The organism is Variovorax atrisoli 110B (assembly GCF_000382045.1).
In the GTDB taxonomy this organism is placed as follows: Bacteria; Pseudomonadota; Gammaproteobacteria; order Burkholderiales; family Burkholderiaceae_C; genus Variovorax; species Variovorax atrisoli.
On sequence record NZ_KB907450.1, the window covers coordinates 1,379,753 to 1,404,045 of the forward strand.

The window sequence follows — 24,293 nt, forward strand, 5'->3', positions numbered from 1 at the left end:
CACATGCATCGACGTTCGCCCTTCGTTAATTTATGGGAGCAAGTGTCAGATGGGACAGGCCAAGAATAAGCAGCTGCTTGCTTTTGCACCCGAGCGCGTTGTGGAGTGGGAAGCTAACGACTGTGTGAACTTTGCTGTAGCACTGGCTCGACTGACTGGCTGGCTGCTCCATGTTGACTGGTGGGCAACCTCCCGACATCCTCGCCTCGACCAAATGCATCCACTTCGCGTCTACGTGGGGGACAACGGCGATCAGGTGTTCGACGTTCGCGGAATTCGAAGCATCTTTGAATTCAATCGAAGGATCATTCGAGATCTTGGACAAAGGGCCGGCAGAACCTATGGCCCGGGCGGAGTTCTCACTCGCTATTACGCCGAGTCGAAGCTCGCTTCGCTCCCGCTGCGTTCGCAGCCCGATGACGACAACGTCCGTTTGGCGATTGAAGCTATTCAGGCACACCCGAGATACCTCTCCGAAGTGCCCGCCAGACCCCAGCCGAACATGCCCGCGCACGAAGCGGCCGCGTTCACGTTTGGGAAGTGCGGCCCGTTCGCAGAAGCTATGCACGAACTCACAGGGCTTCAGCCGGCGGCGCTTCTTGCTTTGCGCTTTCTGCCCGGTTGGGAGCAAACGGCGCGTGGCGACAGCGGCTACTTTCATAGCGTCGTGCTCCACCCAGACGGGAAGGCTGAGGACTCATGGGGCATCGCACCCTTGGAAGACATCGCGGCTCGCTATGGCGTCGTCGAATTCAAGACGAGCATCGAAGAGCATTCACGAGTGATGAACAAGCTGCGGACCAACACGCCGGATAACTACAAACGCGCGATCAATCACGCGAAAGAGTTGATTCAAAAGTACCGTCACGAATACTGGCTGGCGCGCCCAGGCCGTTTGGCATATCACGCCAGTCAACTTCCGTAAAAACAGGTAATAGCGAGCCGGCCGCGGAGCACCCGCCGCGCCAGCGTTGGCGCGGGCGCCCATGGCGCCGACCCGGTCGTAAAAACAACTACCCCAAGCGCGCAGGCTCGGTGGGGGCTAGACCGCGCGCCGGCGGGGACGGGCGGCCCGCGTCGGGGGGACGGTCGTGAAGGCGACGGGGTCGCTACGAGGCCCGTGGCAGCCCCATGGAGAGGCCGAGCGGCCCAAGGCAAGGGCCAGGGGACCTTTGAGCGAACAAGTCGTGTTTGGAGGCTATCTGCGCGAATCTGCTCATCCAAACCACCACGGCGGTGCGACGCTGGACGAAGTGGCTGAACTCAACAGCGTCTCGCGCGAAGTGGGCGGCCAGCCGCAGGGCGTGCAAATGGCAGCGCGTCCCGATAACATCGCCGCCACATTTGTTTCCTAAAGTAAAAAAAATGCCGCCACTGCCCTGTCGCACCCGCCTGAGCCTCGCCCTGGCCATCGCCGTGCCCTTGATGCTTGCATCGTGCGGCGGCGGTGGAGGCGGAGGCTTCTCCTTTGGTCCCTTTCCTCCGGCGAACAGCGGCGTAGGCGACGCGCCGCCGCCGCCACCTCCGCCACCTCCGCCGCCTCCCCCTGCGCCGCCAGCGGGCGCGCTGAAGTTCACCGTCGGCGGCACCGTCACCGGCCTGGCAGGCAGCGGGCTGGTGCTGCAGAACAACGCAGGTGACGACATGGCCGTCGCAGCCGACGGCAGCTTCAGCTTCGCTTCTTCGCTGGACGACGGTGCCGAGTACGGCGTGACCGTGAAGACGCAGCCCACGGCGCTGCAGGTCTGTGTTGCGAAACAAGCCTTCGGGACGATCGCAGGGGCTGCGGTGAGCTCGGTGACGGTCAATTGCTCGGAGGCCGGAGCCGACCGTTTCGGCTTTGCGGCCAATGAGGGATCGAACAATCTGTCTGCATACACCGTTTCTCCGGATGGCAGTTTGTCGGCAGCCACTGCGTACCCCTTGGCAGGCACGCCCCAGCACGTGACCGCGCATCCCTCGGGGAAAAAGCTCTACACCAGCGTCTACGTCGGGACCGAAGGCGTCACTCAATCCACCATCGATCCCGCCGGCACGCTGTCGCAGAACCTCAATCTCACCACCGGCGTCGGCACGAGCCCGGTCTTTGTCGGCGTCGAACCCAAGGGACGTTTTGCCTACGTGATCGGCGATGGGCAGATCCATCGACTCAATATCGACGCCACCACCGGCGACCTCGACGGCAGCACGGCCGTGGCCGTGGCCGGCGGCAACAGTCGCAAGCTGGGTTTCGATCCCGAGGGGCGATTCGCGTTCGTGCCCAACGGCGCGTCCATCGAAGTGTTCCGCTTGGATCAGAGCACCGGCGTTCCGATCTCGCCACCCGCGTCGGTCGCGCTGCCAGTCGGCGGCTTCGTCGACGTCGCGGCTGAACCCAGCGGTCGTTTCGCCTACGTAAGCACTGGCAACAACCCCGGCACCCTGCGCGCTTATTCCATTGACCAGACCACAGGCGCGTTGACTTCGATCGGCTCGGTGCCCTCCGGTAACACGCCCTTTGGCATGGCCATCGATCCGACCGGACGCTTCGTGTACGTTGCGAACAGGAATTCCCACAACGTCTCGGCCTACGCCATCAACCCACGAACCGGCGCGCTGACGGCCGTACCGGGCCAGCCGTTCTCCGTCGGCGCCAACACGCCCAACTCCGTCACCGTGGATCGCACAGGCCGGTTCGCCTATACGGCGAACCAGGGCGACAACACGATCTCGGTCTTTACGATCGACCGGAGCACCGGCACGCTCACTCTGCAAGCCGTGCACGCGGCCGGAGCCAACCGGCCGCAGTTCTTCGCGCTCGCCAAGTAGCGCGCACTCAGGATCAGGAGACATCGGGCCTCTCCCATACGCCCCTAGTCGCAACTGTGCAATCGTAGGAAGGCACCCGAAGTCTCTGAGCGCGTAGGTTCACTGGCCTTACGCGGCCTTCCGCTCCGGCACGAGGAACCGCACCAGTTCCTCCCCAGCCCACTCGTTGAGTTCCCGAAAGCGCTGCATCAGCGGCTGGATCTCGTTGTCGATGAACACCCCCAGCGCGTCCGGTGCATTGCCGAAGCCGCCGGCGTTGGTGGGCACGATGCCGAGCAGGCCAGGCGGCACGCGGTGAGCAGCGAGCACGTCGTCCTTGCTCACGTTCTTGATCGCCGCGAAGTCGTCCTTCGCAGCCACCTCGCTGACGGGGATCAGCTTCAGGCCATCGGACTTGCCACCAGGCGCATGCAGGAACAGATTCCGGAAATTGCCCGGCCCCTTCGCTCCCTTCAGCGCCTCGCGCAACGCATCCGCATCGGCGGTGCTGACCTGCGCATCCGACAGGTACAGGATGAAGCCCGCGTGCGAACCGTTCGCGTAGTACTTGCGCCGGAACATCGTGGCTGACTCGTTGAGCCAGGCCGACTGCAGAGCGCTGATGTACTCGGGCAGGCCATAGACCTCCTGATTGACGTCGTCCTCCCGAAGATGGAAGACCGAGCCAGCGGGGAACTCATGCTCCTGATGCCAGCCACGCACAAAGGAGTAGCGGCCCGCCTCTTCCCCGCGCCGCGTGAATTTGGCCAGCGCGTGCTGCAGTGCCAGCGGCCGGCCAGTGAGGGCGCGCGGCTGCTCGACATAGGCATTGCCGAAGACCAAAAAATCCAGCGCCATCGCGCCGAATGTCGCGCTCGACACCGCCAGCGGCATCGGCAAGCTCTCGGCAGACCAGCACCGCCTGCAGGCCGACATCGCATCGACAAACAACGCCATCGCCCAGCAGAAGGCGCGCCTCGAAGCGCTGGCCAACGCCGGCAACCGGAAGGCGCAGCTGCAGAAGAGCTTCAACGGCATCCGCGCCACGGCCGGGCATCTGGCCATGGCGGGCGCCGCGGGCGTCGGCACCGCCTACGCCGTCCGCCGAGGCGTCGCCGAGCCGCTGCATCAGATACGGGAAAACGAAACCACCAGAGCACGCATCGCCGCCCTCGGCCTGAAAGCTGACGAGACTCAGCAAATCATCGCCTACTCCACCCGGGTGCTGGGGTTCGCGGCGACGGCCGTCATGTGGCTCGGCCGCGCGCTGCTGCTCAACCCGATCGGCCTGGCCGTCACTGCCATCGCAACGGCCGCGTTCCTGATCTACAAGTACTGGGGGCCGATCAGCGGCTTCTTCGTCGGCCTTTGGGAGCGCGCGAAGGGCGCGTTCGCGGCCTTCTGGCAATACCTCGGCGGGTCGATGCCCGCGGCCCTGGCCACGGTGGGAGCGGCCATCGTCAACTGGTCGCCCCTCGGCCTGTTCTATCAGGCCTTCGCGGGCGTCATGCAGTGGTTCGGCATCGAGCTCCCGGCCAAGTTCACGACCTTCGGCGCGCAGATGATGCAGGGCTTGGTGAGCGGCATCACCAGCATGCTCGGCACCGTGCAGGACACCATCAGCGGCGCGGCGGACTCCACCGTCGGCTGGTTCAAGGAAAAGCTCGGCATCCGCAGCCCCTCGCGCGTGTTCATGCAGGCCGGCGAGAACATCGTCGAAGGCGCCGCCATCGGCATCGACCGCACCCGGCCGCTGCTGCGCGCCGCGGCGCTCGGCCTGGCCGGCGCCACGGCTGCGGCCATGCCCGCCATGGCGGCAGAGTTCCCCCGTGCACCCGGCAACTTCGACACCCGCGCGCCGCTCGCAGCAGCGCCCTCCGGCCGGGCCGCCGGCGGTGTCGTCGTGCAGGGCGACACCATCACCATCCACATCACCGCAGCGCCCGGCGCCGACGCCGCGCAGCTCGCCCGCGCCATCCGCGCCGAACTCGACAAGCGCGACGCCGACAAGCGCGCCCGCGCCCGCGGCGCCTTCATCGACTACGACAACTGACACCCGCCATGCTCTGCCTCGGCCTCTTCGTCTTCATGCTCGACACAATGAGCTACCAAGAGCTTCAGCGGCGCAGCAGCTGGAAGCACGCCTCGCAGCCCCTCGTGGGCGCCCGCAACGCCTCGCAGTACCTCGGGCCCGGCGACGACATCATTACGCTCAATGGCGTCGTGGTGCCCGAGTTCGCCGGCACCGCGGCCAGCCTCTCGGTGCTGCGCCTCATGGCCGACCAAGGCGCCGCATGGGTGCTGGTGGAAGGCACCGGCACCATCTACGGCGCCTTCGTCATCACCGAGCTGCAGGAAACCCGAACCCTCTTCTTCGAGACTGGCGAAGCGCGCCGCATCGAGTTCACCCTCACCCTACAGCGCGTCGACCAAGACGCCCAGGAAGTCGCCGAGCAACTCATCGCCGACAGCATGGGCGACCTGGGCGCCCTGCTGCAGGACGCGGCGGACAACACAGGCCTGTCGCTGGGCGTGGGCGCCAGCGTGGTGTGAACAGACCATGACCGACGTAGACGCCATCACCGCCACGCTGCCGACCGTCAACGTCAGCGCCAACAGCTGCAGACGCGACACCCGGCGCGCCGCGGCGCACCTCACGCCCATCTGGCGCATCACCGTCAACGGTGCGAACGTGTCCGATCGCATCCTGCCGCGCTTCGTTCGCCTGACCATCACCGATGACCGGCAGAACGATGCCGATGAGGTTGAGCTTGTCGTGAGCGACCACGATGGCGCCGTAGAGCTGCCGGACACCGGCGACACCGTCGAAGTGGCCATCGGCTGGCTTGCCGAGCCCAACGCCGCGCCCTACCGCCAGCTCACCACCGAAGAGATGGGCTTCCCCGTCGGGCTGGTCGAGAAAGGCGCATATACCGTGCAGGCGGTCGAATACGCCGGCACGCCCGACGAGATCACCATCCGCGCCCGCGCCGCCAACCTGCTCGACAGCCTGCGCACCCTGCGCGATGAGTCATGGCACAAGACCACCGTCGGCGCCATCGTCAACAGCGTGGCCAGGCGCAACCGCATCGAGGCCGTCGTCGCCAAGGAAATCGCCTCGCGCAAGGTCAAGCACGCCGACCAGCTCGGCGAATCGGACGCCTCCTTTCTTCGCCGGCTCGCTCAGACCTACGACTGCCTCTGCACCGTGAAGAACGGCAAGCTCCTGTTCAGCCAGGCGCGCGCCGCGCGCACTCCGAGCGGCAAGGTGCTGCCGGCGGTAGTCATCACGCGGCAGGACGGCGACAGGCACCGCTGGAGCCGCGCAGATCGGGACGCGTACAGCGGCGTGAAGGCTTGGTGGAACAACATCAAGACCGGGCGCCGCAGCAGCGTCATCGCCGGCCTGAGTGGCCGTGCGAAAGAACTGCGCACGACCTTCGCGAGCGAAGCGGACGCCCTGGCCGCAGCCCGCGCCGAGTGGCTGCGCATACAGCGCGGGATCTTCGATTTCGAGATCACCCTGGCATACGGCCGCGCTGACATCACGCCGCAGCGTCCTGCGCGCGTGGTTGGCTACAAGCGGAAGATCGACGAGACACCTTGGATAGTGGCCAGCGTGCGCCATACGATTGACCAGGCCGGCTACATCAGCCTGCTCACGCTGGAAACCGAGCAAGCCGAGGGCGTGGAAGGTCAAGAAGGTGCCGACATCTGATGGCCGATTGAAAAGTGCACTCCAAAAGCATGCGAATTCGCTGAAGGGCTGCTACTTTCGGTCTCTATCGTTGCGATCACACCCGCTTACATAATCTCTGCGTCCACTTTGCAATGTTAGATCTCTGCCGCTTGCGATCGCATCTGCCGCAATGATGTGTTCGCACTGGAGAAATAAAAGCGCCTCGGCAGATCTCTGACCCAGTTGAATATTTTCATCGGGAGGAATTTGCATGAAACGCCTACGTGAGTTGTTTCTCTCTGCGCTAACACTTTTCGTCTTTTTCTCTAATTCAGCGCATTCAGCAGAATATCAACCGGTCACCGCCAGCAGCTCCAGTCAACTGTGGCCTCTGGCCTCCGCCTACGATAACAATACTTCAACAATCTGGAGCAGCAATACTCATGCGTCTCCGGTAGCCACCGAAGAAATCGCATTCTGGTGGTCGGGTACTCAAAGCATCAACTACGTGAAGCTGATGCCGCGCTACGTGCAGACCTGCGCCGCACTCGGGTTTCCCGTGGACTTCAAGATTTACTATTCGGGCGGACCCAATAATTGGGTAGAAATCGGAAACTATGTCGACTACCCCCGCCCCAACCGATGCGATTGGATAGTCATTCCTCTCCCTGCCACTGTGCAGACAGAAGGAATTCGCATCGTCGCTACAAGACTGGGAGGGGACGACGCGGGAACTCCAGTCTTCCAGCTCGCCGAGGTTAAGGCGGGGGGCGACGCCGGCTTCAATCAACTTTCCTTTGGCGGCAACAATGCGGGTGCTTTGCCAAACAAGATGCAAGTGGCCGGAGTTCAGGCTAATGCATTCAATCCGAATCGGCTTAGCAACTGGAACTACGACGAGCGCGGATCTTCAATGATCGCGCCCAATCCTGGCGCGTATCGAAACATCTACTCCCCTCAAGCAGTTCAGCTAAGCGGTTCAGTTTGGCGGATATATTTTCACGGCTGGGACGGAGTTTCCGCCCCTCTGTATGACCGCATATACACCACAGTCACTTTTGACGACTATCTGAATTTTGATGCTCACTATCTTCAGATCGATCACGGCAATTGCCAGAATGTAGGAAACGAGTCGGTAGTACGAGTCGCCCCTGGTGATTGGCGCATGACATATACGTGCATGCGGTCCGACAACCTCAACAAGACCGGATACGCAACATCAGGTGACGGAGCAAACTGGTCTCCAAACGCTGGCGGTTCAACCATGATCAATGTCACCGGTTATCCGAACTGGGCAGCAGGCGATTACAACGGTGTCAATCCAATTATTAAAGACTCCAACGCGGTGTGGCACTACTACTTCATGGAGTCGAGCACCAATCCCGGGGTGGAGCACGCGACAAGCACCGACGGCGTGAACTTTGCGTTCGTCAATCGCGCTCAGCAAGAGCCGATGCGAGCATTGAACGATGTAAAGGCCTTTTCGTACGGAGGCTCCACTCACTATCTTTCGTGCTATCACATGGGACAGTCGAATTTGTGGATGTCCACCAGTACGAGCCTGAGCGATCTTGGTCCGACCAAGGTTGCCTTCAGCAACTACAGCAACGAAGACAAGATGATGATTACCTGCGGGTGGGTGCAAGACGGCACGCGGGTCTATGGCATGTTGTACGGCGCATGCGCTGCCGATTGCGACCCGGCTTTCCCGAGCCGAAATCGCTTGTTTGCTCGCTGGCTTCAGAAGAAGGTGGTCTTCCAGAATAACTACGTGACCTGGGACGTGAATACCGGATTCGGAATGAAAAATTCTCGGCTGGCTATGAGCAACAAGATTGAGACTGGCGTCTTCAAAATTTACGACACAGACGGCCAAACTCTCCTCTATACGAGCCCGGTCGTCACAGTGCGAGAGGGTGATCTGTGGAACTACGCAGGCCCCTAGTCGGTCCCTCTTCCCATTCCTAGCTTGACGTCGCGCAGCCCCGCCGGCTCGCTGCACTACGACCTCACAGCCCGGCCGGCGACCATCACAACTGGAGCCGCGCAGACCGCGACGCATGCAGAGGCGTGTAGGCTTGGTAGAACATTAAGACCGGCACCGGCAGCAGCGTCCTTTTCCTGCCTCAGTGGCAGCGGGAAGGAGCTGAGCTCGACCTCCGCGAGCGAAGCTGATGCCCTGGTCACAGCGCGAGCCTATTAACTGCGCATCCGGCGCGAGGCCTTTGATTTCGAGATCACCCTCGCCTACGGCCGGGCCTACATCCCGCCGCGGCGTCCGGCGTGGGTGGCCGGCTAGAAGCGGAAGATCAACGTGACGCCATGGATCGTGGCTAGCGTTCGGCACACGTTCGGCCAACTGGCCACATCAGCCAGTTGACCTAGACACTGAGCAGGGCGAAGACGTCGAAGCACAAGAAGGATCAAGCTCTGCCGACTGAGCATTCCCTCCAGCTTTTCGCACACAGCGCGAGACCCGGCGACACCTCTCGACCCGCCTTTCACCTTGGAAGCGTTCAATGGTGGGAACGAGCTTGCGCCCGCACGGAAGCCGTGGATAAGATTCTCCTATACGGCCACCATCAATTTTCAAAATCCATGAATAACTATGAAGCAGCCAAATTAAGCTTGGAGCAAATCATCATCGAAACCAAAGGGCTAGATGATTTTAACGAAGCCACAGCGCGCTTTCAAATTATTGATAGGATTTTGACTGAAGTCTTTTGTTGGAACAGAGACGGCATTACTGTTGAGAAGCACGAGCGGGGTGACTTCACGGACTACGAATGTGGTTCGCCGACCCAATTATTAGTCGAAGCCAAGCGCGAATCGATTGGATTTACTTTACCCGTCAATATCGACAAACATCTCTTGCAACTAGCGACTTTAATAGAAAAGAATAAATACTTCTCGGATGCTATTGAGCAAGCTGTAGGTTACTGCCAAAAAAGAGGGATACCTTATGCAGCAGTCACAAATGGTCGGCAATGGGTTTTCTTGCTTGGAGCAAGAACCGACGGAATTACGGCGGAGAATGGAAAATGCATCGCATATTCAAGCCTGGAGAGTATGCAGGAAAATTTTAGGGAATTATGGGATCTTGTCACGCCGCCCGCATTGGCCGACGGAAGTTTAAAATCTCTGCTGACCAAGAGCGCGCAGATACCGCCACCAAGAAAACTCTCATCAAGGCTTTCCGATTACCCAGGACACAAAAGCAGAAATCCCATAGCAAGCGAGCTTCAAATTCTTGGTGGTTTGTTTTTTGATGACATTATCACCGCCCCAGAAATTGAAGAAAAATTTCTAAAGGATGCATACTGTCAGAGTGGAGCACTTTCTCAATACGCCTTGGTTAGTAAAGAGCTTCTGCGTACTCGCTATACCACCTTTTTTGAAAATCAAGCGGGGGTGAGCGCTCTACCAGCCACGGGCAAAAAGGGAACAAACCCTCAAATCACTCAAGACGTTCTCGCAGCGTCATTGAGCAAGAGGCCGATTTTATTGGTAGGAGACGTCGGCGTTGGAAAAACGACTTTCATTCGCAACCTCGTAAAGAATGACGCAAAGGAAGAGTTCAGCCGGGCGCTTGTTCTTTTCTTAGATTACGGTGTCAAACCCGCCGTTTCTGGCGACCTCAAGAGTTATACCTCCGCCGAAATCATTCGCCAGCTCAGAGAGAACGAGAATGCAGATATCTTTGAGAGAAATTTTGTTCGGGGTGTCTATCACCATCGCTTGATGGATTTTGCCAAGGGAATATATGGAGATCTAAAGGAAAGCGCACCTGAGGTCTTCAAGCTGAAAGAATTAGAGTTTCTTGGTGAACTCATCAAGAATGAAGAGGAGCACGTTCGGCATTCGTTGGAGCATATATTTCGCGGACAAAAGCGGCAAATTGTTATTTTTCTCGACAACGTTGATCAACGGCCACCGGCATTTCAAGAAGAAGTATTTCTGATAGCTACAAGCATGGCCGGCAGTTGGCCGGTTACGGCTTTCGTTTCCTTGAGACCGGAAACGTTCGCGCTTTCCCGAGCGCGCGGCGCTATAGCTGCTTATCAGCCTCGGGTCTTCACCATCGAACCGCCTCGGATTGATCTGGTGATCAAGAAGCGCCTCGAATTTGCACTCGGACAATTGGTCAATGCGGGAAAAATTGGAGGACTTGTCGACATCACCCTCTCCTCAAAGAATCTCGAAAATTATTTGCGCATGCTCATTCGAGCCTTTGACACTCAGACGGAAATAATAGAATTTATCGACAACATGTGCGCCGGCAATGTTCGAGCGGCACTTGAATATGTCGCCTCTTTTGTAGGCAGCGGCCATGTTGACAGCGCAAAGATCCTAGGGGTGATTGAAAATCGTGGAGCGTATGTTCTGCCTCTACACGAGTTTATGCGCGCTGTAATTTATAAGGATGCGGAGCACTACGATCCGTCGGATTCCCCAGTACCTAACCTTTATGACATTGGCTCGTCGACGAGCAAAGAGCATTTTGCAATGCTGTTGCTATTGGATTACGTAGAGCGTGCCGGACAAGTGGGCGGGCGCCACGGATTTGTAGAGCGGCACTTGGTTTTGGAGTTCATGCAATCTGCCGGCTTCGCAGTTGAGCAGGTTCTTCCCCATATTAGACGAGCGTTTGACAAGGGCCTTCTATCCTCGCCAGAAGGTCTAAAAGATGAGGGAGCTGACCGGCTGAGAATTACTTCGGCGGGAGCTTACTCCACCAAGAAGCTGTGCGCGATATTCTCCTATTTGGATGCAGTTATTGTTGACACGCCCATTGTCGACCCAGTTGCACGCAACGCGATTCACGACGTCCGTATGATCGACGAACGCCTGACGCGTGTGGAGCAATTTATTGCCTATCTGGATAAGGCTTGGACACAAGCGCCTGAACTGCATGACAAGTTTGACTGGGGCCCGCTATCAAGTTCTGCACGCCGTCAATTGTCTGAAATTAGGGGCAAGCTGGGCCATTTCGGATGAACCGGGGGACTGGTTGACCTGCTTCGGGGCAAGATGGCGAACTCCTCACCATCACCAGCATTGCAAGAGCCTTTCGGCAAGGCAGTCAGACCATGCCCCTAAACGTGTCCTCATCGATGACGGTAACGCCATGCGCCTCTGCTTGCGCAAGCTGCTGCCGACCGGCCAAGTTTCCCTTTACCACGTAGTCAACCGAGCGGCTGATCGCAGTTCTGACGTCGATGTCCGCAGCTTCGGCCAACGCAGCCAATTCACCGTACTGATTCGCGCCGAAGCCAGCGAAGTACACCGCGGTCTGCCAACCAGGCCGACGCGTGGGGACTGGAGCCCTCGCCGCAGCAGAAAAGCTGTTGACCTCAAGTGACTTTGAAGGAGCGCCAAGGCGGCGATACATCTCCCCGGCTGAGATTAGCTCGCCAGTTTCCATGTCGGTCACACGCCCCTGAACTCTGTCCAAGCGGAAAGAACGCGATGCGCCAGCATTGCTGCAATAGCCTTCTACGTACTTGCTGGAGCCATCAAAGCCATGACGCTCGACGCGAACGGTTCGGCGGCTTTCGCTGCCGTCCGGCTTGCGATAAATGAACGCGAATGTGTTTTTGGCCTCAGGACCCTGAGATCTTTCTCCGGACAACGATGCCCGAGGGGCAGGCGGGACCGTCGGGCCAGCAGCTCCCCGCGCAGCAGCCCTATGCTCAAGCCGCTTCGAAAGATCAACTGTGGTCAAACGCCAAAAGGCCCAGAGCATTGCGGCCAGGATAGGCAGTACCAGCAGGCGCCCAATTAGGTCGATGCTTGGGGCAGCCACCATGGCCACCGCAAGCAACGCCACTACCGCGGCAAACGCCCCGGCTGCTGCGCCGACGCAATGCGATGGAACTGGACGCCAGCCACGAAGCGCCAGCGCTGCGCGCGTGCGGCGCCAAGCCCAGGCCCAACTGGAGACCATCACCGCGAGGAACACCAATGCCCAAAGTATTGGCATCCGCCAGCCTTCTCAGCGCGTCGGGCTGTACGGTACGAACGCAGAGCGATCCGTCCACAGGCTCGGTGTATCCGCCTTACTCGCGGAGTTGACGAACTCAATGGCCCCAGGCGTTATCGCAACGATCCTGAGAACCTGGGAATCTGTGAGCGCCAGGCAGACGAACTTGTAGAGCGCCTTATGGAGATCGAAACGGCTCATGCCGCCTTGGGCTCGGAGCTTGAGGGCTTTCTGAACATCGGCCTCCGTGGTGCAAAAGAACTGATCGCCAGGCGCAGCTTTCACCAACATGCCGACCTTCAGCTCCGCCTGGGCCGCGGCAGGCGCCGCCGAGAACAGCAGCCCGCTAACGATCGATAGCGCTACAAGCAAGCGTCGCATCAGTTCCCCTACTCCGCCGCTTCGGTCGCGGCGTCCCCCATTTGCCATAAACAACCAACGGGCCAAGGTCCAGAGGACCAGACCCAACCTACCCGTTGGCCCTCTTCGGTTGCGCGAGCGCATCAAGAACGCTGCGCGCTGCGGCTCGGCCTCGCTCGTCCGCCGCTTCATAGTTATCTAGCAGTGCGGCCTCTTCCCGCGTGACAACCCGCATGACAGTGTCCCCCGTCGCTGCTGGCTGCTGCTCGTCATTTGCAGGCGCACCTCTTCCGGCGAGCATCCGCTGGCCCGAAAACAAGAACGCCACATCGACTCCGTGCGCAGCCACACGAGTCAGGTAGTCCGCATCGGGCGCGCGCTTCCCCGTCTCGTAGTTCGACTGAGCGTTCAGCTTCACGCCGCCAAGCTCTGCCAGGGCCTCTTGCGACAGGCCAAGGCGCTTGCGCTCTTCCCTCAGTCGAGACGAAAAATCACCCATATGGATAAAAACTGGTTGAACTTTATCCATTCGAGCGATAAAGTCCGCCACACACACAAATTAATCCGTTCGGATATTAAACGCATGGCTCACACCGCCCGTCGCCGTGGTCGCCCTCAGCTTCCCCCCGAGATCCGCCTCGTCAACGAAGCGCCCATCGCCATGCGCCTCGCACCGGACGAGAAAGAACGCACTCAGCAATACGCAGCGCGCGAGGGCCGGTCCCTCGGCAATTTCGCGCGCCGCGTCTACCTCAAGGGCCTCGCGCAGTACGAGGCCGAACAGGCCGGCGCCACCACATCCGCCGCCTAACCACCGCACCAGTCTCTCCCCTCCTTTGCCCGAAGGACTCTCGACGATGTACCCCGATCCCAAGCGCGTGCGCGACAACCGCCAGACCGTCCGGTTTGACGACTACGAAGACGAGCTGCTGCGAATCCTGTCCAAGATGACCGGTGCGCAGACCTCGACGCTCATCCGCGAGCTGGCCACGCGCCAGGCCGAAGAAATGCTGGCGGACGCCTTCTTCGGCCAGGAACCCAAGGCCGACGCCAGTCTGCCCCGCGCCGCGGGCTAAGCCCAGCCGCATCAACGCGGCCTGAAGCCAGCGCAACCAACGCCGAATGTCTGACGAAAAAATGACGTCCACAGAGATCGAACTCACCGACGCCGAACACGACGTGTTCGACCGGGTGCGCGGGAGCAAGGTCTTGCGGACGTCGCCGAGGCCATCGAATGGCTGGTGCGGACCCGGCTGCGCAAGGGCATAGAACACATCACCGGCCGCCGTCTGGTTGCCTCGGGAGGAAAGCGGCAATGAGCCAGAGCCTTCACGAGCAGGCCGGCGAAGCCGGCAACCGCTACATGCGCATCACCATCGAGTGTCCGCACTGCGGCACCCGGTGCGTGGCTTGCGACAGCCGCGCCATGAGCAAGACCATGCGCGAGATCACCTACCGCTGCCGCAACTGGCGGTGCAGCTTCACGAGCGTGGCCACGCTGGAATTTCAGCGCGTGCTGGTGCTGTCCAGCATTCCGGCGGCTGACGTTTCGCTGCCGCTTTCGCGCCACATCCGTCCCGGCCAACTCGCCCTGGCGTTGGCGGACGAAGGCAACGTCGCCGACGACGAAGCCGCCTACGTCGCGAACCTGCACACACCCACCAATGACTGGGGCGACCACATCGCCGGCGAGCGAACCACGTTCCGCATGCCTGAGTGCGTCCGGAGCGCGCCCGCCACCCCGGCCACGACCCCACCCGCCAACGACCTCGACGCCCTGCTCGCCCGCATGAAGGCCTTCGCGCCAGTCATGCGCGAGTTGGCCGCGGCCGGTCGATGAGCTTCCCCATGCACCCAACCCTTTCAACCACCAACCGGAGCCGTATCAGCGGGCAATAGAAGCGCGTGTCACGGGCTGGCTTCGGCTCGATCTCCAACACGATGATGGTCTCGCGGTACTGCGCGAACACCGGGTCGAGCAGTTCGCGGCCGTCGTCGCCGCAGGACTGCCAATCGGCGAAATGCACGCACCCCTTGCCGGTGGCCACGCCGAGTTCGGCCGGCACCAGCGCGCTGCGGCCGGAGGATGTGAAAGGAGGCGTAAAAGATTGCGGCGTGGCCATATGTACTGTGCGGGCGAGGTCGTTGTTGATGAAGACCTCCCCACGATATGGCCGCGCATGCCGACGAGTCTTGTACGCTGGTGATCCGCCAGCGCAGGGTTCTACGGCAGATGAAGGCGTTGTCCGACTCGATGCGCCGCAGCCGCAGGGACAATGCCCGCATCGGTCCGAGACAAACCGACGACAAGCGAAACCAGCACAGAACGAGAAGCCCTCACTGCGAACAAATGACCCGCATCTATCTGATAGAAGACAACCCCCTGATCGCCACCACACTGTCCGATGGCCTGCAGGAATTCGCCGATTGCGACGTGATCGGCACCGCTTCCACTTCGGGTGGCGCGATCGACTGGCTCAAGAACAACCCCCAGGAATGGGATGCGGCGGTCATCGACATCTTCCTGGCCGAGGGCAACGGCCTCACCGTGGCGCAGTACCTGCAGGAACACAAGTCACCAACGCAACGCACCGTGGTGCTGATGAACCACGCCACCTCCGAGGTGCGCGAGGGCGCCCTCTCGGCAGGTGTGGACGCGGTGTTCGACAAGTCGCTGGAGCTCGAGGCCTTCTACGACTTCTGCAAGAAGCTGAACATCTCGCCAAGGCGCTGAGCGCCCAAAGGCGATACGACACGACGCAACGCGCCGCTTCAGTCCCCCAGCACGCCCGTCACCCGCTGTTCGACCAGGTCGCTGGCGCGGCTGAGGTGCCTGCGCATGTGTTGAGCCGCGGCCTCCTGGTCGCCGCGCTCCACCGCATCCAGAATTTCCAGGTGCTCGTGGCAGGACTTGTGCAGCAGGTCGATGTTCACGAGCGGGTAGTCCGAGAGGTCGGACATGCGCCGCAACCGGTTCTGCTGCTGCACCGCGTCGAGAAAGAAGCGGTTCCCCGATGCGCTGGCCAGCAGTTCGTGGAACTGCGCATTGGCCTCGAAGAAATCCATCCATGAATAACGCGACGCCTGCGCGAGCAGCCCCTGCTGGCGCTCGCGGCAGGCGCGCAGCCGCTGAATGTCGACCCGGAAACCCGGCTCGCGCAGCCCGGCGCATTCGACGGTCAGGCGAAACCGGTAGCTCTCGCGCTCGCTCTCGACCGAATCCAGCGTCTCGGTGAACTCCCAGCGCTGGTAGTGGCGCCCGCGCAGCACGCCGTCTTGCAGCAGCGTGGTGAGCACGGTGCGCAGCAGCGGACGCGGCACGGCATAGGCCTGCGCCAGTTCCAGTTCGTTGACGCGCGTCGGCAGCTTGCCGCTGAGGCGGTCGCGCAGCAGGCGGTAATAGAGCGTCTTCTCCTCGTCCTCGGGCATCTCGCGCCGGGCGCGTGCCAGTGCGTGTCGATCGCCGAGCAGGGTGTAGCCGCGGTTCGGCGTGTGTGCGAGCAGCGCCCGTTCGTGCAGGAAGCGCAGCGCCGCGCGCACCGGGGTGCGGGAAATGCCGAGCCGGCCGGCGAGCTCGGATTCGGTGAGGTGATGCCCGCTCTCGTAGCCGCCGGCCAGCGCCTGGTCGAGCACATAGCGGCTCACCCGCTGGACCAGCGGAGCGATCGTGGGCGATGCGGTGGGTCGGTCGTCCGTCTGGGATGCCATCCAGGGTCTCCGGAATCGCGGGTGGAAGTTCAGGGGCCGATCATCACCCGGATTTTGTATTTTTGCCCTGAAAAAACCATGTACAACCTGCGCCAAAAATACAATCCGAGTTTCAAGATCGGCCCCACGACGACCCAGGAGCCGGGTCGCTTTCCCAACGGAGAACCATCTCGTGGCCCTTGCCGACACCCTCGCCTCCCCCGCGTCGCTCGACGCGTTCTGGATGCCCTTCACCCCCAACCGCAAGTTCAAGCAGTCGCCGCGCCTCATCGTCGGCGGCGAAGGCCTGCACTACGACCTGGCCGACGGCCGCCGCGTGCTCGACGCGATCGCCGGCCTGTGGTGCGTGAACGCCGGGCACCGCCACCCGCGCATCAGCGCAGCGATGAAGGCGCAGATCGACGTGCTCGACTACGCCTCCAACTTCCAGATCGGCCACCCGGGCGCCTTCGTGCTCGCGCAGCGCCTGGCCGAGATGGCGCCGGCCGGCATGAACCACGTGTTCTTCACCAATTCAGGCTCCGAGTCGGTCGACACCGCGCTGAAGATCGCGCTGGCCTACCACCGCGCGCGGGGCGACGCCGCCCGCTACCGCCTCATCGGCCGCGAGCGCGCCTATCACGGTGTGGGCTTCGGCGGCATCTCGGTGGGCGGCATCGGGCGCCAGCGCAGCACCTTCGGCCCGCTGCTCAACGGCGTGGACCATCTGCCGCACACGCTCGACCTGGCACGCAATGCCTTCTCGCGCGGAGAGCCGGCGCACGGCATCGAGAAGGCCGACGCGCTGGAGGCACTGCTCGCGCTGCACGACGCCTCGACCGTCGCGGCCGTGATCGTCGAACCTGTCGCCGGCTCCACCGGCGTGCTGCCGCCGCCGCGCGGCTATCTCAAGCGCCTGCGCGAGATCTGCGACAAGCACGGCATCCTGCTGATCTTCGATGAGGTCATCACCGGCTTCGGCCGCCTGGGTACCAACTTCGCGGCCGACCTGTTCGGCGTGACGCCCGACCTCATCACAACCGCCAAGGGCCTGACCAACGGCGCGGTGCCCATGGGTGCGGTGCTGTTGCGCGACGAAGTGCACGACGCCTTCATGCAGGGCAGCGTGAGCGGCATCGAGCTTTCGCATGGCTACACCTACTCGGGCCATCCGCTGGCCTGCGCCGCGGCGATGGCCACGCTCGACGCCTACACGCAGGACGGCCTGATCGCCCAGGCGGCCGCCACCGCGCCCTACTTCGAGGAATGCCTGCATGCCCTGCGGGGCCTGCCGGGCGTGATCGACGTGCGCAACGTCGGCCTGCTGGCCGGCATCGAGCTGCAGCCCTGGACCGAGGGCGCAGGCACCCACGCGCAGGCAGTCGCCCAGCACTGCCTGGACAAGGGCGGAGTGCTGGTGCGCTCGGTGGGCGACACCATCGCGCTGTCGCCGCCCTTCACGCTCGAGCGCCGGCACGTCGACCAGATCGTCGACAGCCTGCGCGCCGCCATCGCGCAAACCGCCCGACCCACCGACGCCGCTGCCTGAACACACACGAAAGCACCAGATGGACATCGAATCGTTCCCCCTCTACGACATCGAAGGCGACGCCCGCCAGTGCGGCCAGCAGTACGGCCGCGCGGCCGGCGACCGCATCGACCTGAGCCTGCGCACCTACCGCGCCGCCTTCGAGCGCGTCGGTCTCAGCTGGGAGCGCACGCGCGCGCTGGCGCGCCGCTTCATGCCGGTGGTCGAGGCCTTCGACGCCGGCATGCTGCGCGAGATCGAAGGCGTGGCCGAAGGCGCAGGCGTGCCGCCGGAGGACATCGTGGCGCTGAACGCGCGCAGCGAGATGCTGTACGCCTTCCAGCAGCTCGAAGCCACCGAGCCGCCCGACGGCTGCACCGGCGTGGTGGTGATGCCTTCGGCCTCGCGCGAGGGCCGGCTCATCCACGCGCAGAACTGGGACTGGCGGGTTGAGAGCCTGGAGTTGGGCATCGTGCTGCGCATCCAGCCCGCCAAGGGACCGTCGATGCTGACCTTCGCCGAAGCGGGCACGCTCGCGCGCGCCGGCCTCAACAGCGCGGGCATCGCCGTCACCGGCAACTTCATCAAGGCCGACAGCGACGGCAGGCAGCAGGGCGTGCCGCTGGCGCTGATCCGCCGCGGCATCCTGCAGTCGGAGCTCTATGCCAACGCGCTGGGCGTGGTGTGCCGCACCGCACGTTCCATCTCCAACAACATGATCGTCACGCACGCCGAGGGCGAGGCCGTGAGCCTGGAGACCTGCCCCGAGCAGGTGTTCTGGCAGCAGCCCGAGGGCGGCATCCTGGTGCATGCCAACCACTTCAAGACGCCGGCCGCCCTCGCGCGCGTGGTGGACCGCAGCCTGGAAACCACGCCCGACTCGCTCTACCGCGACCGCCGCGTGACCGAGGCGCTGCACAACCGGCGCGCCGCGGGCCCGCTGGGCGAGCAGGACGTGATCGACGCGCTGCAGGACCGCTTCGGCGCACCGCGCGCGGTGTGCCGCAGCCCGAGCGCGGGGCCTGGCGGCGCCTCGTCGGCCACCGTGGCGACCATCGTCATGGACCCGGCGGCACGGAAGATGCGCATCGCCCCGGCGCCCTTCAAGGCCCATCGCTTCACCGAATATTCCCTCTGACCCCGAACGCCCTACCGCTGCCGAGCCCGCCCACGCCAGGAGTGTTGCCATGAAGAAAGTACCCGTTCCTCCGTCTCGCCCACCCTCCACATCGCCAGCATCGCTGATCGCCGCCCTGGCGTTCGGCCTGGCAGCCGCGGCTCCCGCGCTCGCCCAGCCGGCCGTGGGCGCGGGCCAGACGCTGCGCATCCAGATGAACTCCGACATCCGCAGCACCGACCCGGGCGGCAACCGCGACGACAACACCGACAACGTGCTGCTGCACGTGGCAGAAGGGCTGGTCGCGCTGCGCGAGGACACCTCGGTGGGCCCGATGCTGGCGAGCAAAGTCGACACCTCGGCCGACGGCCTGACCTACACCTTCACGCTGCGCGACGGCGTGAAGTTCCAGAACGGCGTCACGCTCACTGCCGACGACGTGGTCTGGAACTGGCAGCGCTACTTGAAGCCCACCAGCGGCTGGCGCTGCCTGCCCGAGTTCGACGGCAAGGGCATGACCAGGGTGCTCTCGGTGGAAGCGCCCAATCCGAAGACGGTGGTGTTCAAGCTGGAGCGCGCGAGCGCCCTCTTCCTCACGATGATGGCCCGGCCCGACTGCGGCGGGGCGGCCATCCTGCATCGCAGCTCGGTCGGCCCCGACGGCCAATGGAAGGAGCCCGTGGGCACGGGCCCCTACAAGCTCAAGGAGTGGAAGCGAGGGCAGTACGTGGAACTCACGCGCTTCGACGGCTACACCTCGCGTGCCGAACCGCGCGACGGGCTGGCCGGCGGCAAGAAGGCCGAGATCGAGAACCTGCGCTTCGTCGTCATTCCCGATTCCGCCGCTGCCAAGGCCGCGCTCTACAGCGGCGGCATCGACGCATTCGTCAACCCCAGTCCGGCCGACGTGGTCGAGATGCGCAAGCGCTCCGACGTTCTGGTCGACACCACGCCGGTGATGTCGATGGTCGCCCTGCTTCTGCAGACCGGCGACCCGGTGCTCAAGGACGTGCGCATCCGCCGCGCGCTGGCGCTGTCGCTCGACACGCCCGAGATCGCACGCTCCGTCACCGAGGGCCTCTCGCCCGTCAACAACTCGGTGGTGCCTTCGTCCAGCCCCTACTACGACGCGGTGCAGGCCGGCGGCTTCAAGCGCGACCTCGCCGCCGCGAAGAAGCTGCTGGCCGAAGCGGGCTACCGCAATCAGCCGATCCGCATGATCGCCAACAAGCGCTACGAGGCCCTGTACTCGGCGGCGGTGCTGGTGCAGGCCATGGCCTCCGAGGCGGGCATCAACATCGAGCTGGAGGTGCTCGACTGGGCCACGCAGCTCGACCGCTACACCAAGGGCCAGTACCAGAGCATGGCCTTCATCTACTCGGCGCGCATCGATCCCTCGCTCAATTTCGAGATGGTGTCCGGCGACAAGGCCGCGCAGCCGCGCAAAGTCTGGGACAGCGCCTACGCCCAGCCACGGCTGGCCGAGTCGATGGTCACGCGCGACAAGGCGCGCCGCCAGGTGCTGTTCGACGAGATGCACAGGCAGATGCTGCAGGACGTGCCGATGATCGTGCTCTTCAACGCCAGCGACGCCACCGCCATGCGCAAGAACGTGGTCGGCTTCAAGGGCTGGGCGCCGGCCAAGCCGAGGTTCTGGAACGTGCGGCTGGCCGCTGCCGGCTGAACGGAGCCGCGCGAGCAATGCCCGCCTATCTCCTGCGCCGGATCGCGATGACGATCCCGACGCTGCTGCTGGTCTCCATCGCGGTGTTCACCCTGATGCGGCTGATTCCGGGCGACCCGGTGCTGCTCATGCTGGGCGAAGGCGCCGACCCCGCCCAACTGGCGCTCATGCGCCACCAGATGGGGCTGGACCAGCCCCTGCCCGCGCAATACCTCGTGTGGCTGAAGCACGCGCTGGCCGGCGACCTGGGCGCGTCGACCACCAACGGCCTGCCGGTGCTGCCGCTGATCTGGGAGCGCTTTCACGTCAGCGCGGTCATCGTGCTCGTCGCGGTGGCGCTGGCCTCGCTGATCGCCGTGCCCGCCGGCCTCGTCGCCGCCTGGCGCAAGGACAAGCCCACCGACCTCGCCATCATCGGCGCCGCGACGCTGATGCTCTCGGTGCCCAGCTTCTGGCTGGGCCTGCTGCTGCTGATGTTCTTCGGGCAGTACCTGGGCTGGCTGCCGGTGGTGGGCTACGTACCGATGTCGGAGAGCTTCTCGCAGGGCGTGCTCTACGTCGTGCTTCCGATCGCCACGCTGCTGCTGGTGGAGACCGGCGTGCTTACACGCATGTCGCGCGCCAGCACCATCGAGATCCTGCGGCTCGAATACGTGACGCATGCGCGCGCCAAGGGCGTGCCCGAATCGCAGGTGCTGCGCCGCCACGTGCTGCCCAATGCCTTCAACCCGACGCTCACCATGATCGGGCTGATCCTCGGGCACCTGCTCAGCGGCATCGCGGTGCTGGAGACGGTGTTCACCCTGCCGGGCCTGGGGCGGCTGATGATCGATTCGATCTTCGCGCGCGACTACCCGGTGCTGCAGGGCTGCCTGCTGTTCACCGCCTGCATCTACGTCGTGATCAACCTGATCGTCGACATGTGCTACCCCCTCTTCGACCCGCGGGTGACTGTGCAGTGAAGACGAAGTTCAAGACCCATACCCTCATCGGCGGCGCGCTCGTCGCGGTGCTGCTGGCCATCGCCGTGGCCGCGGCGCTGTGGACGCCCTACAACCCGCTGGGCATCGACCTGCGCTCCAAGCTGCAGCCTCCCTCGGCCGCCCACTGGCTGGGCACCGACGAATTCGGCCGCGACGTGGCCAGCCGCGCGATGCAGGGCGCCTCCACCAGCTGCCTGGTGGCGCTGCTCACCGTGACGCTGGCCACCGCCATGGGCCTGGTGGTCGGCGTGGTCGCGGGCTTCGTGCGCGGCTGGACCGACCGCGTGCTGATGGCCTTCAACGACACGCTGCTGGCCTTCCCCGGCCTGCTGCTGGCGCTGGGCGTGATGGTGATCGTGGGCGCCAACAAGTGGGGCATCGTGCTGGCGCTGAGCATGGCCTATGCGCCCTCCGTGGTGCGCGTGGTGCGCGGCACGGTGCTGTCGCTGCGCGAGCGCGAGTACGTGGAGGCCTCGCGCATGATCGGCAACGGCGAGCTCTACACCATGTGGCGCCACGTGCTGCCCAACTGCATGGCGCCGGTGGCGGTGCTCGCCACCAGCATGTTCGGCTGGGTGCTGCTCTCGGAAAGCGCACTGAGCTTCCTGGGCCTGGGCGTGCCGCCGCCCGCGCCCACCTGGGGCAACATGCTCGCGAGCGCGCGTCCCTACATGGCCTCGGCCGTGTGGCTGTGCGTGGTGCCCGGGCTGTGCATCGCGCTCACGCTGCTGGGCATCAACCTGCTGGGCGAGTCGCTGCGCGACCGGCTCGATCCGCGGACGGAGAAGCCATGAACGCCGCATCGAACCCCACCGTGCTGTCGGTGGAGCACCTGAAGATCGAATTGCGCAACGGCGCCCAGCCGTTGGTGCACGACCTGTCGTTCGAAGTGAAGGCGGGCGAGTTCCTCGCAGTGGTGGGCGAATCGGGCAGCGGCAAGACGATGGCGGCGCGCGCCATCCTGCAGCTGCTGCCGCCGGGCATCTCGCAGACCGGCGGGCGCATCGTGTTCGACGGGCAGGACCTGGCCGCGTACGACGCGAAGGCCATGCGCCCCATCCGCGGGCCGGGCATCGGCATGGTGTTCCAGGAGCCGATGGTCTCGCTCAACCCGGTGCACCGCATCGGCGAGCAGATGGCCGAAGGGCTGCGCATGCAAACGCAGCTGCCGGCCGCGCAGATCCGCGCACGCATCGTCGACATGCTGCGCCGCGTGCAGATCGCCGACCCCGAGCGCTGCATGCACGCCTACCCGCACGAGTTCTCCGGCGGCATGCGCCAGCGCATCATGCTGGCCAGCGTGATGCTGCTGAAGCCACGCCTGCTGATCGCCGACGAGCCGACCACCGCGCTGGACACGCTGAGCCAGCGCGAGGTGCTCGACCTGATGGTGGGCCTGGCGCGCGACAACGGCACCGCCGTGCTGCTCATCACGCACAACCTCGGCCTCGTGGGGCGCTATGCGCAGCGCGCCATCGTGCTGGAGAAGGGCCGGCTGGTGGAGACCGGCGAGGTACCGGGCATCCTGCTGGCGCCGAAGCAGCCCTACACCCGCAAGCTGGTCGACGCGCTGCCGCGGCGCCAAGAGGCCAAGCTGGCGCCGGCGCAAGCGCAGCAGCCACTGGTGCAGGTGCGCGGCCTGTGCGTGAGCTACCCCGGCGCGCGCGCCGGCTTTTTCAGGCGGCATGCGCCGGTCCGCGTGATCGACTCGCTCGACCTCGACATCCACCCGGGCGAGATGGTCGCGCTGGTGGGCGGCAGCGGCTCGGGCAAGACCACGCTGGGCCGCGCCATCCTGCGGCTCGCGCCTTCGCAGGCAGGGCAGATCCTTTTCCGCGGCGAGGACATCCGCAGCGCCGGCCGCACGGCGCTGCACCGCTTCCGGCTGGCCTGCCAGCTGGTCTTCCAGGACCCGTTCTCCTCGCTCGATCCGCGCATGCGCGTGGGCGACATCGTGGCCGAGCCGCTGCGCCACCTACCCGAACTCGACGCGGCGGCACGCACGCGGCGCGTGAAGGAGACGCTGGACGAAGTCGGCCTGGACGGCCTCGGCGCGCGCTACCCGCACGAGCTCTCGGGCGGCCAGCGCCAGCGGGTGGCGATCGCCCGCGCACTGGTGCGGCGCCCTGCCTTCGTGGTGGCCGACGAGCCGGTGTCGGCGCTCGACATGACGATCCAGGCGCAGGTGCTCAGGCTGTTCCAGAGCCTGCAGAAGCACCATGGCTTCGCATGCCTGTTCATCAGCCACGACCTCGCGGCGGTGGAGCAGATCGCCGACCGAGTCATCGTGATGGAGCGCGGGCGCATCGTCGAGCAAGGCGCACGCGACGCGGTGTTCGACGACCCGCGCCATGCCTACACGCAGGCGCTGCTCGCGGCCACGCCGCGGCCCCTGATGACGATGGACGTGGCGCTCGATGCGGCCCAGTCGATGCCCCAGGCGGAACGGGCAGTCGCGTGAACGCGAGCGGCACAGCGGCACGAC

24 protein-coding genes are annotated in these 24,293 nt (G+C 63.8%); 18 read left to right on the forward strand and 6 right to left on the reverse strand.

Going from position 1 to position 24,293, the window contains the following annotated elements; genetic code table 11:
* Positions 1-49 precede the first annotated feature (49 nt).
* The 3 genes from G369_RS38445 (at position 50) to G369_RS0106565 (ending at position 2,808) form a co-directional block, all read left to right on the forward strand.
* Positions 50-925, forward strand: coding sequence for a hypothetical protein (locus tag G369_RS38445; RefSeq protein ID WP_157773636.1), 876 nt, complete (start codon positions 50-52; stop codon positions 923-925).
* Between the two features lie 247 nt (positions 926-1,172).
* Positions 1,173-1,355, forward strand: coding sequence for a hypothetical protein (locus tag G369_RS38450; RefSeq protein ID WP_157773637.1), 183 nt, complete (start codon positions 1,173-1,175; stop codon positions 1,353-1,355).
* A gap of 10 nt (positions 1,356-1,365) precedes the next feature.
* The gene (locus tag G369_RS0106565; protein WP_019653188.1) at positions 1,366-2,808 is read left to right on the forward strand and encodes a lactonase family protein; all 1,443 of its coding nucleotides are present in this window, start codon (positions 1,366-1,368) and stop codon (positions 2,806-2,808) included.
* Positions 2,809-2,916: 108 nt separating this feature from the next.
* On the opposite strand, the gene G369_RS35485 is transcribed toward G369_RS0106565, so the two are convergent.
* The gene (locus tag G369_RS35485) at positions 2,917-3,681 is read right to left on the reverse strand and encodes a phage portal protein (protein ID WP_019653189.1); all 765 of its coding nucleotides are present in this window, start codon (positions 3,679-3,681) and stop codon (positions 2,917-2,919) included.
* On the opposite strand from G369_RS35485, the gene G369_RS0106580 reads away from it, so the two are divergent.
* From G369_RS0106580 to G369_RS38455, 5 genes are all read left to right on the forward strand, one after another.
* Entirely contained in the window at positions 3,617-4,840 is a 1,224-nt protein-coding gene (locus tag G369_RS0106580) for a phage tail tape measure protein (protein ID WP_026346238.1), read from the forward strand. The two genes, G369_RS35485 and G369_RS0106580, sit on opposite strands and share 65 nt — an antisense overlap.
* Before the next feature lie 8 nt (positions 4,841-4,848).
* Positions 4,849-5,340: a phage tail protein gene (locus G369_RS0106585; RefSeq protein ID WP_019653191.1), complete on the forward strand. Its 492-nt coding sequence runs from the start codon at positions 4,849-4,851 to the stop codon at positions 5,338-5,340.
* A gap of 7 nt (positions 5,341-5,347) precedes the next feature.
* The gene (locus tag G369_RS0106590) at positions 5,348-6,505 is read left to right on the forward strand and encodes a contractile injection system protein, VgrG/Pvc8 family (protein WP_019653192.1); all 1,158 of its coding nucleotides are present in this window, start codon (positions 5,348-5,350) and stop codon (positions 6,503-6,505) included.
* A gap of 232 nt (positions 6,506-6,737) precedes the next feature.
* On the forward strand, positions 6,738-8,411 hold the full coding sequence (locus G369_RS37465) for a discoidin domain-containing protein (RefSeq protein WP_080647802.1): 1,674 nt from the start codon (positions 6,738-6,740) through the stop codon (positions 8,409-8,411).
* 653 nt (positions 8,412-9,064) lie between these two features.
* Complete coding sequence (locus tag G369_RS38455) at positions 9,065-11,464, forward strand: AAA family ATPase (protein ID WP_157773639.1); 2,400 nt, start codon at positions 9,065-9,067, stop codon at positions 11,462-11,464.
* An 85-nt stretch (positions 11,465-11,549) separates the two neighbouring features.
* Here the strand turns inward: G369_RS38455 and G369_RS38460 are convergent, their stop codons facing one another.
* From G369_RS38460 to G369_RS37040, 3 genes are all read right to left on the reverse strand, one after another.
* Positions 11,550-12,449: a WYL domain-containing protein gene (locus G369_RS38460; RefSeq protein WP_157773640.1), complete on the reverse strand. Its 900-nt coding sequence runs from the start codon at positions 12,447-12,449 to the stop codon at positions 11,550-11,552.
* A 12-nt stretch (positions 12,450-12,461) separates the two neighbouring features.
* Positions 12,462-12,830: a hypothetical protein gene (locus tag G369_RS0106610; RefSeq protein WP_019653196.1), complete on the reverse strand. Its 369-nt coding sequence runs from the start codon at positions 12,828-12,830 to the stop codon at positions 12,462-12,464.
* A gap of 88 nt (positions 12,831-12,918) precedes the next feature.
* Complete coding sequence (locus G369_RS37040) at positions 12,919-13,338, reverse strand: helix-turn-helix domain-containing protein (RefSeq protein ID WP_244164278.1); 420 nt, start codon at positions 13,336-13,338, stop codon at positions 12,919-12,921.
* Between the two features lie 132 nt (positions 13,339-13,470).
* On the opposite strand from G369_RS37040, the gene G369_RS39215 reads away from it, so the two are divergent.
* From G369_RS39215 to G369_RS37335, 3 genes are all read left to right on the forward strand, one after another.
* A complete protein-coding gene (locus tag G369_RS39215; protein WP_019653198.1) occupies positions 13,471-13,620 on the forward strand; it encodes a hypothetical protein in 150 nt (49 codons plus the stop codon).
* 46 nt (positions 13,621-13,666) lie between these two features.
* The gene (locus G369_RS35495) at positions 13,667-13,885 is read left to right on the forward strand and encodes a hypothetical protein (protein ID WP_019653199.1); all 219 of its coding nucleotides are present in this window, start codon (positions 13,667-13,669) and stop codon (positions 13,883-13,885) included.
* Positions 13,886-14,124: 239 nt separating this feature from the next.
* The gene (locus G369_RS37335; protein ID WP_019653200.1) at positions 14,125-14,649 is read left to right on the forward strand and encodes an Ogr/Delta-like zinc finger protein; all 525 of its coding nucleotides are present in this window, start codon (positions 14,125-14,127) and stop codon (positions 14,647-14,649) included.
* Here the strand turns inward: G369_RS37335 and G369_RS39220 are convergent.
* Complete coding sequence (locus G369_RS39220) at positions 14,618-14,932, reverse strand: hypothetical protein (RefSeq protein ID WP_019653201.1); 315 nt, start codon at positions 14,930-14,932, stop codon at positions 14,618-14,620. The genes G369_RS37335 and G369_RS39220 overlap by 32 nt on opposite strands.
* Before the next feature lie 227 nt (positions 14,933-15,159).
* On the opposite strand from G369_RS39220, the gene G369_RS0106640 reads away from it, so the two are divergent.
* Positions 15,160-15,543 (forward strand): response regulator, encoded by a 384-nt coding sequence (locus tag G369_RS0106640; RefSeq protein ID WP_020722972.1) that lies wholly within the window; start codon positions 15,160-15,162, stop codon positions 15,541-15,543.
* 38 nt (positions 15,544-15,581) lie between these two features.
* Here the strand turns inward: G369_RS0106640 and G369_RS0106645 are convergent, their stop codons facing one another.
* Entirely contained in the window at positions 15,582-16,517 is a 936-nt protein-coding gene (locus G369_RS0106645) for a GntR family transcriptional regulator (protein WP_019653203.1), read from the reverse strand.
* A 172-nt stretch (positions 16,518-16,689) separates the two neighbouring features.
* Here G369_RS0106645 and aptA point away from each other — a divergent pair, with 172 nt between their 5' ends.
* From aptA to G369_RS0106675, 6 genes are read left to right on the forward strand one after another with little or no spacing between them, the layout of a single operon-like run.
* Positions 16,690-18,045, forward strand: coding sequence for an omega-aminotransferase AptA (gene aptA, locus G369_RS0106650; protein WP_019653204.1), 1,356 nt, complete (start codon positions 16,690-16,692; stop codon positions 18,043-18,045).
* Positions 18,046-18,064: 19 nt separating this feature from the next.
* Positions 18,065-19,162 carry a C45 family autoproteolytic acyltransferase/hydrolase gene (locus tag G369_RS0106655; protein ID WP_019653205.1) on the forward strand — a complete coding sequence of 366 codons (1,098 nt, stop codon included), beginning with the start codon at positions 18,065-18,067 and terminating at the stop codon, positions 19,160-19,162.
* 49 nt (positions 19,163-19,211) lie between these two features.
* Positions 19,212-20,825 carry an ABC transporter substrate-binding protein gene (locus G369_RS0106660; RefSeq protein WP_020722973.1) on the forward strand — a complete coding sequence of 538 codons (1,614 nt, stop codon included), beginning with the start codon at positions 19,212-19,214 and terminating at the stop codon, positions 20,823-20,825.
* A 17-nt stretch (positions 20,826-20,842) separates the two neighbouring features.
* Positions 20,843-21,787, forward strand: a complete 945-nt coding sequence (locus tag G369_RS0106665; RefSeq protein ID WP_019653207.1) for an ABC transporter permease — start codon at positions 20,843-20,845, stop codon at positions 21,785-21,787.
* Positions 21,784-22,602, forward strand: coding sequence for an ABC transporter permease (locus G369_RS0106670; protein ID WP_019653208.1), 819 nt, complete (start codon positions 21,784-21,786; stop codon positions 22,600-22,602). The genes G369_RS0106665 and G369_RS0106670 overlap by 4 nt, the downstream gene beginning before the upstream one ends.
* Entirely contained in the window at positions 22,599-24,269 is a 1,671-nt protein-coding gene (locus G369_RS0106675; RefSeq protein WP_019653209.1) for an ABC transporter ATP-binding protein, read from the forward strand. Before G369_RS0106670 ends, G369_RS0106675 begins: the two co-directional genes overlap by 4 nt.
* The last annotated feature ends 24 nt before the right edge of the window (positions 24,270-24,293 follow it).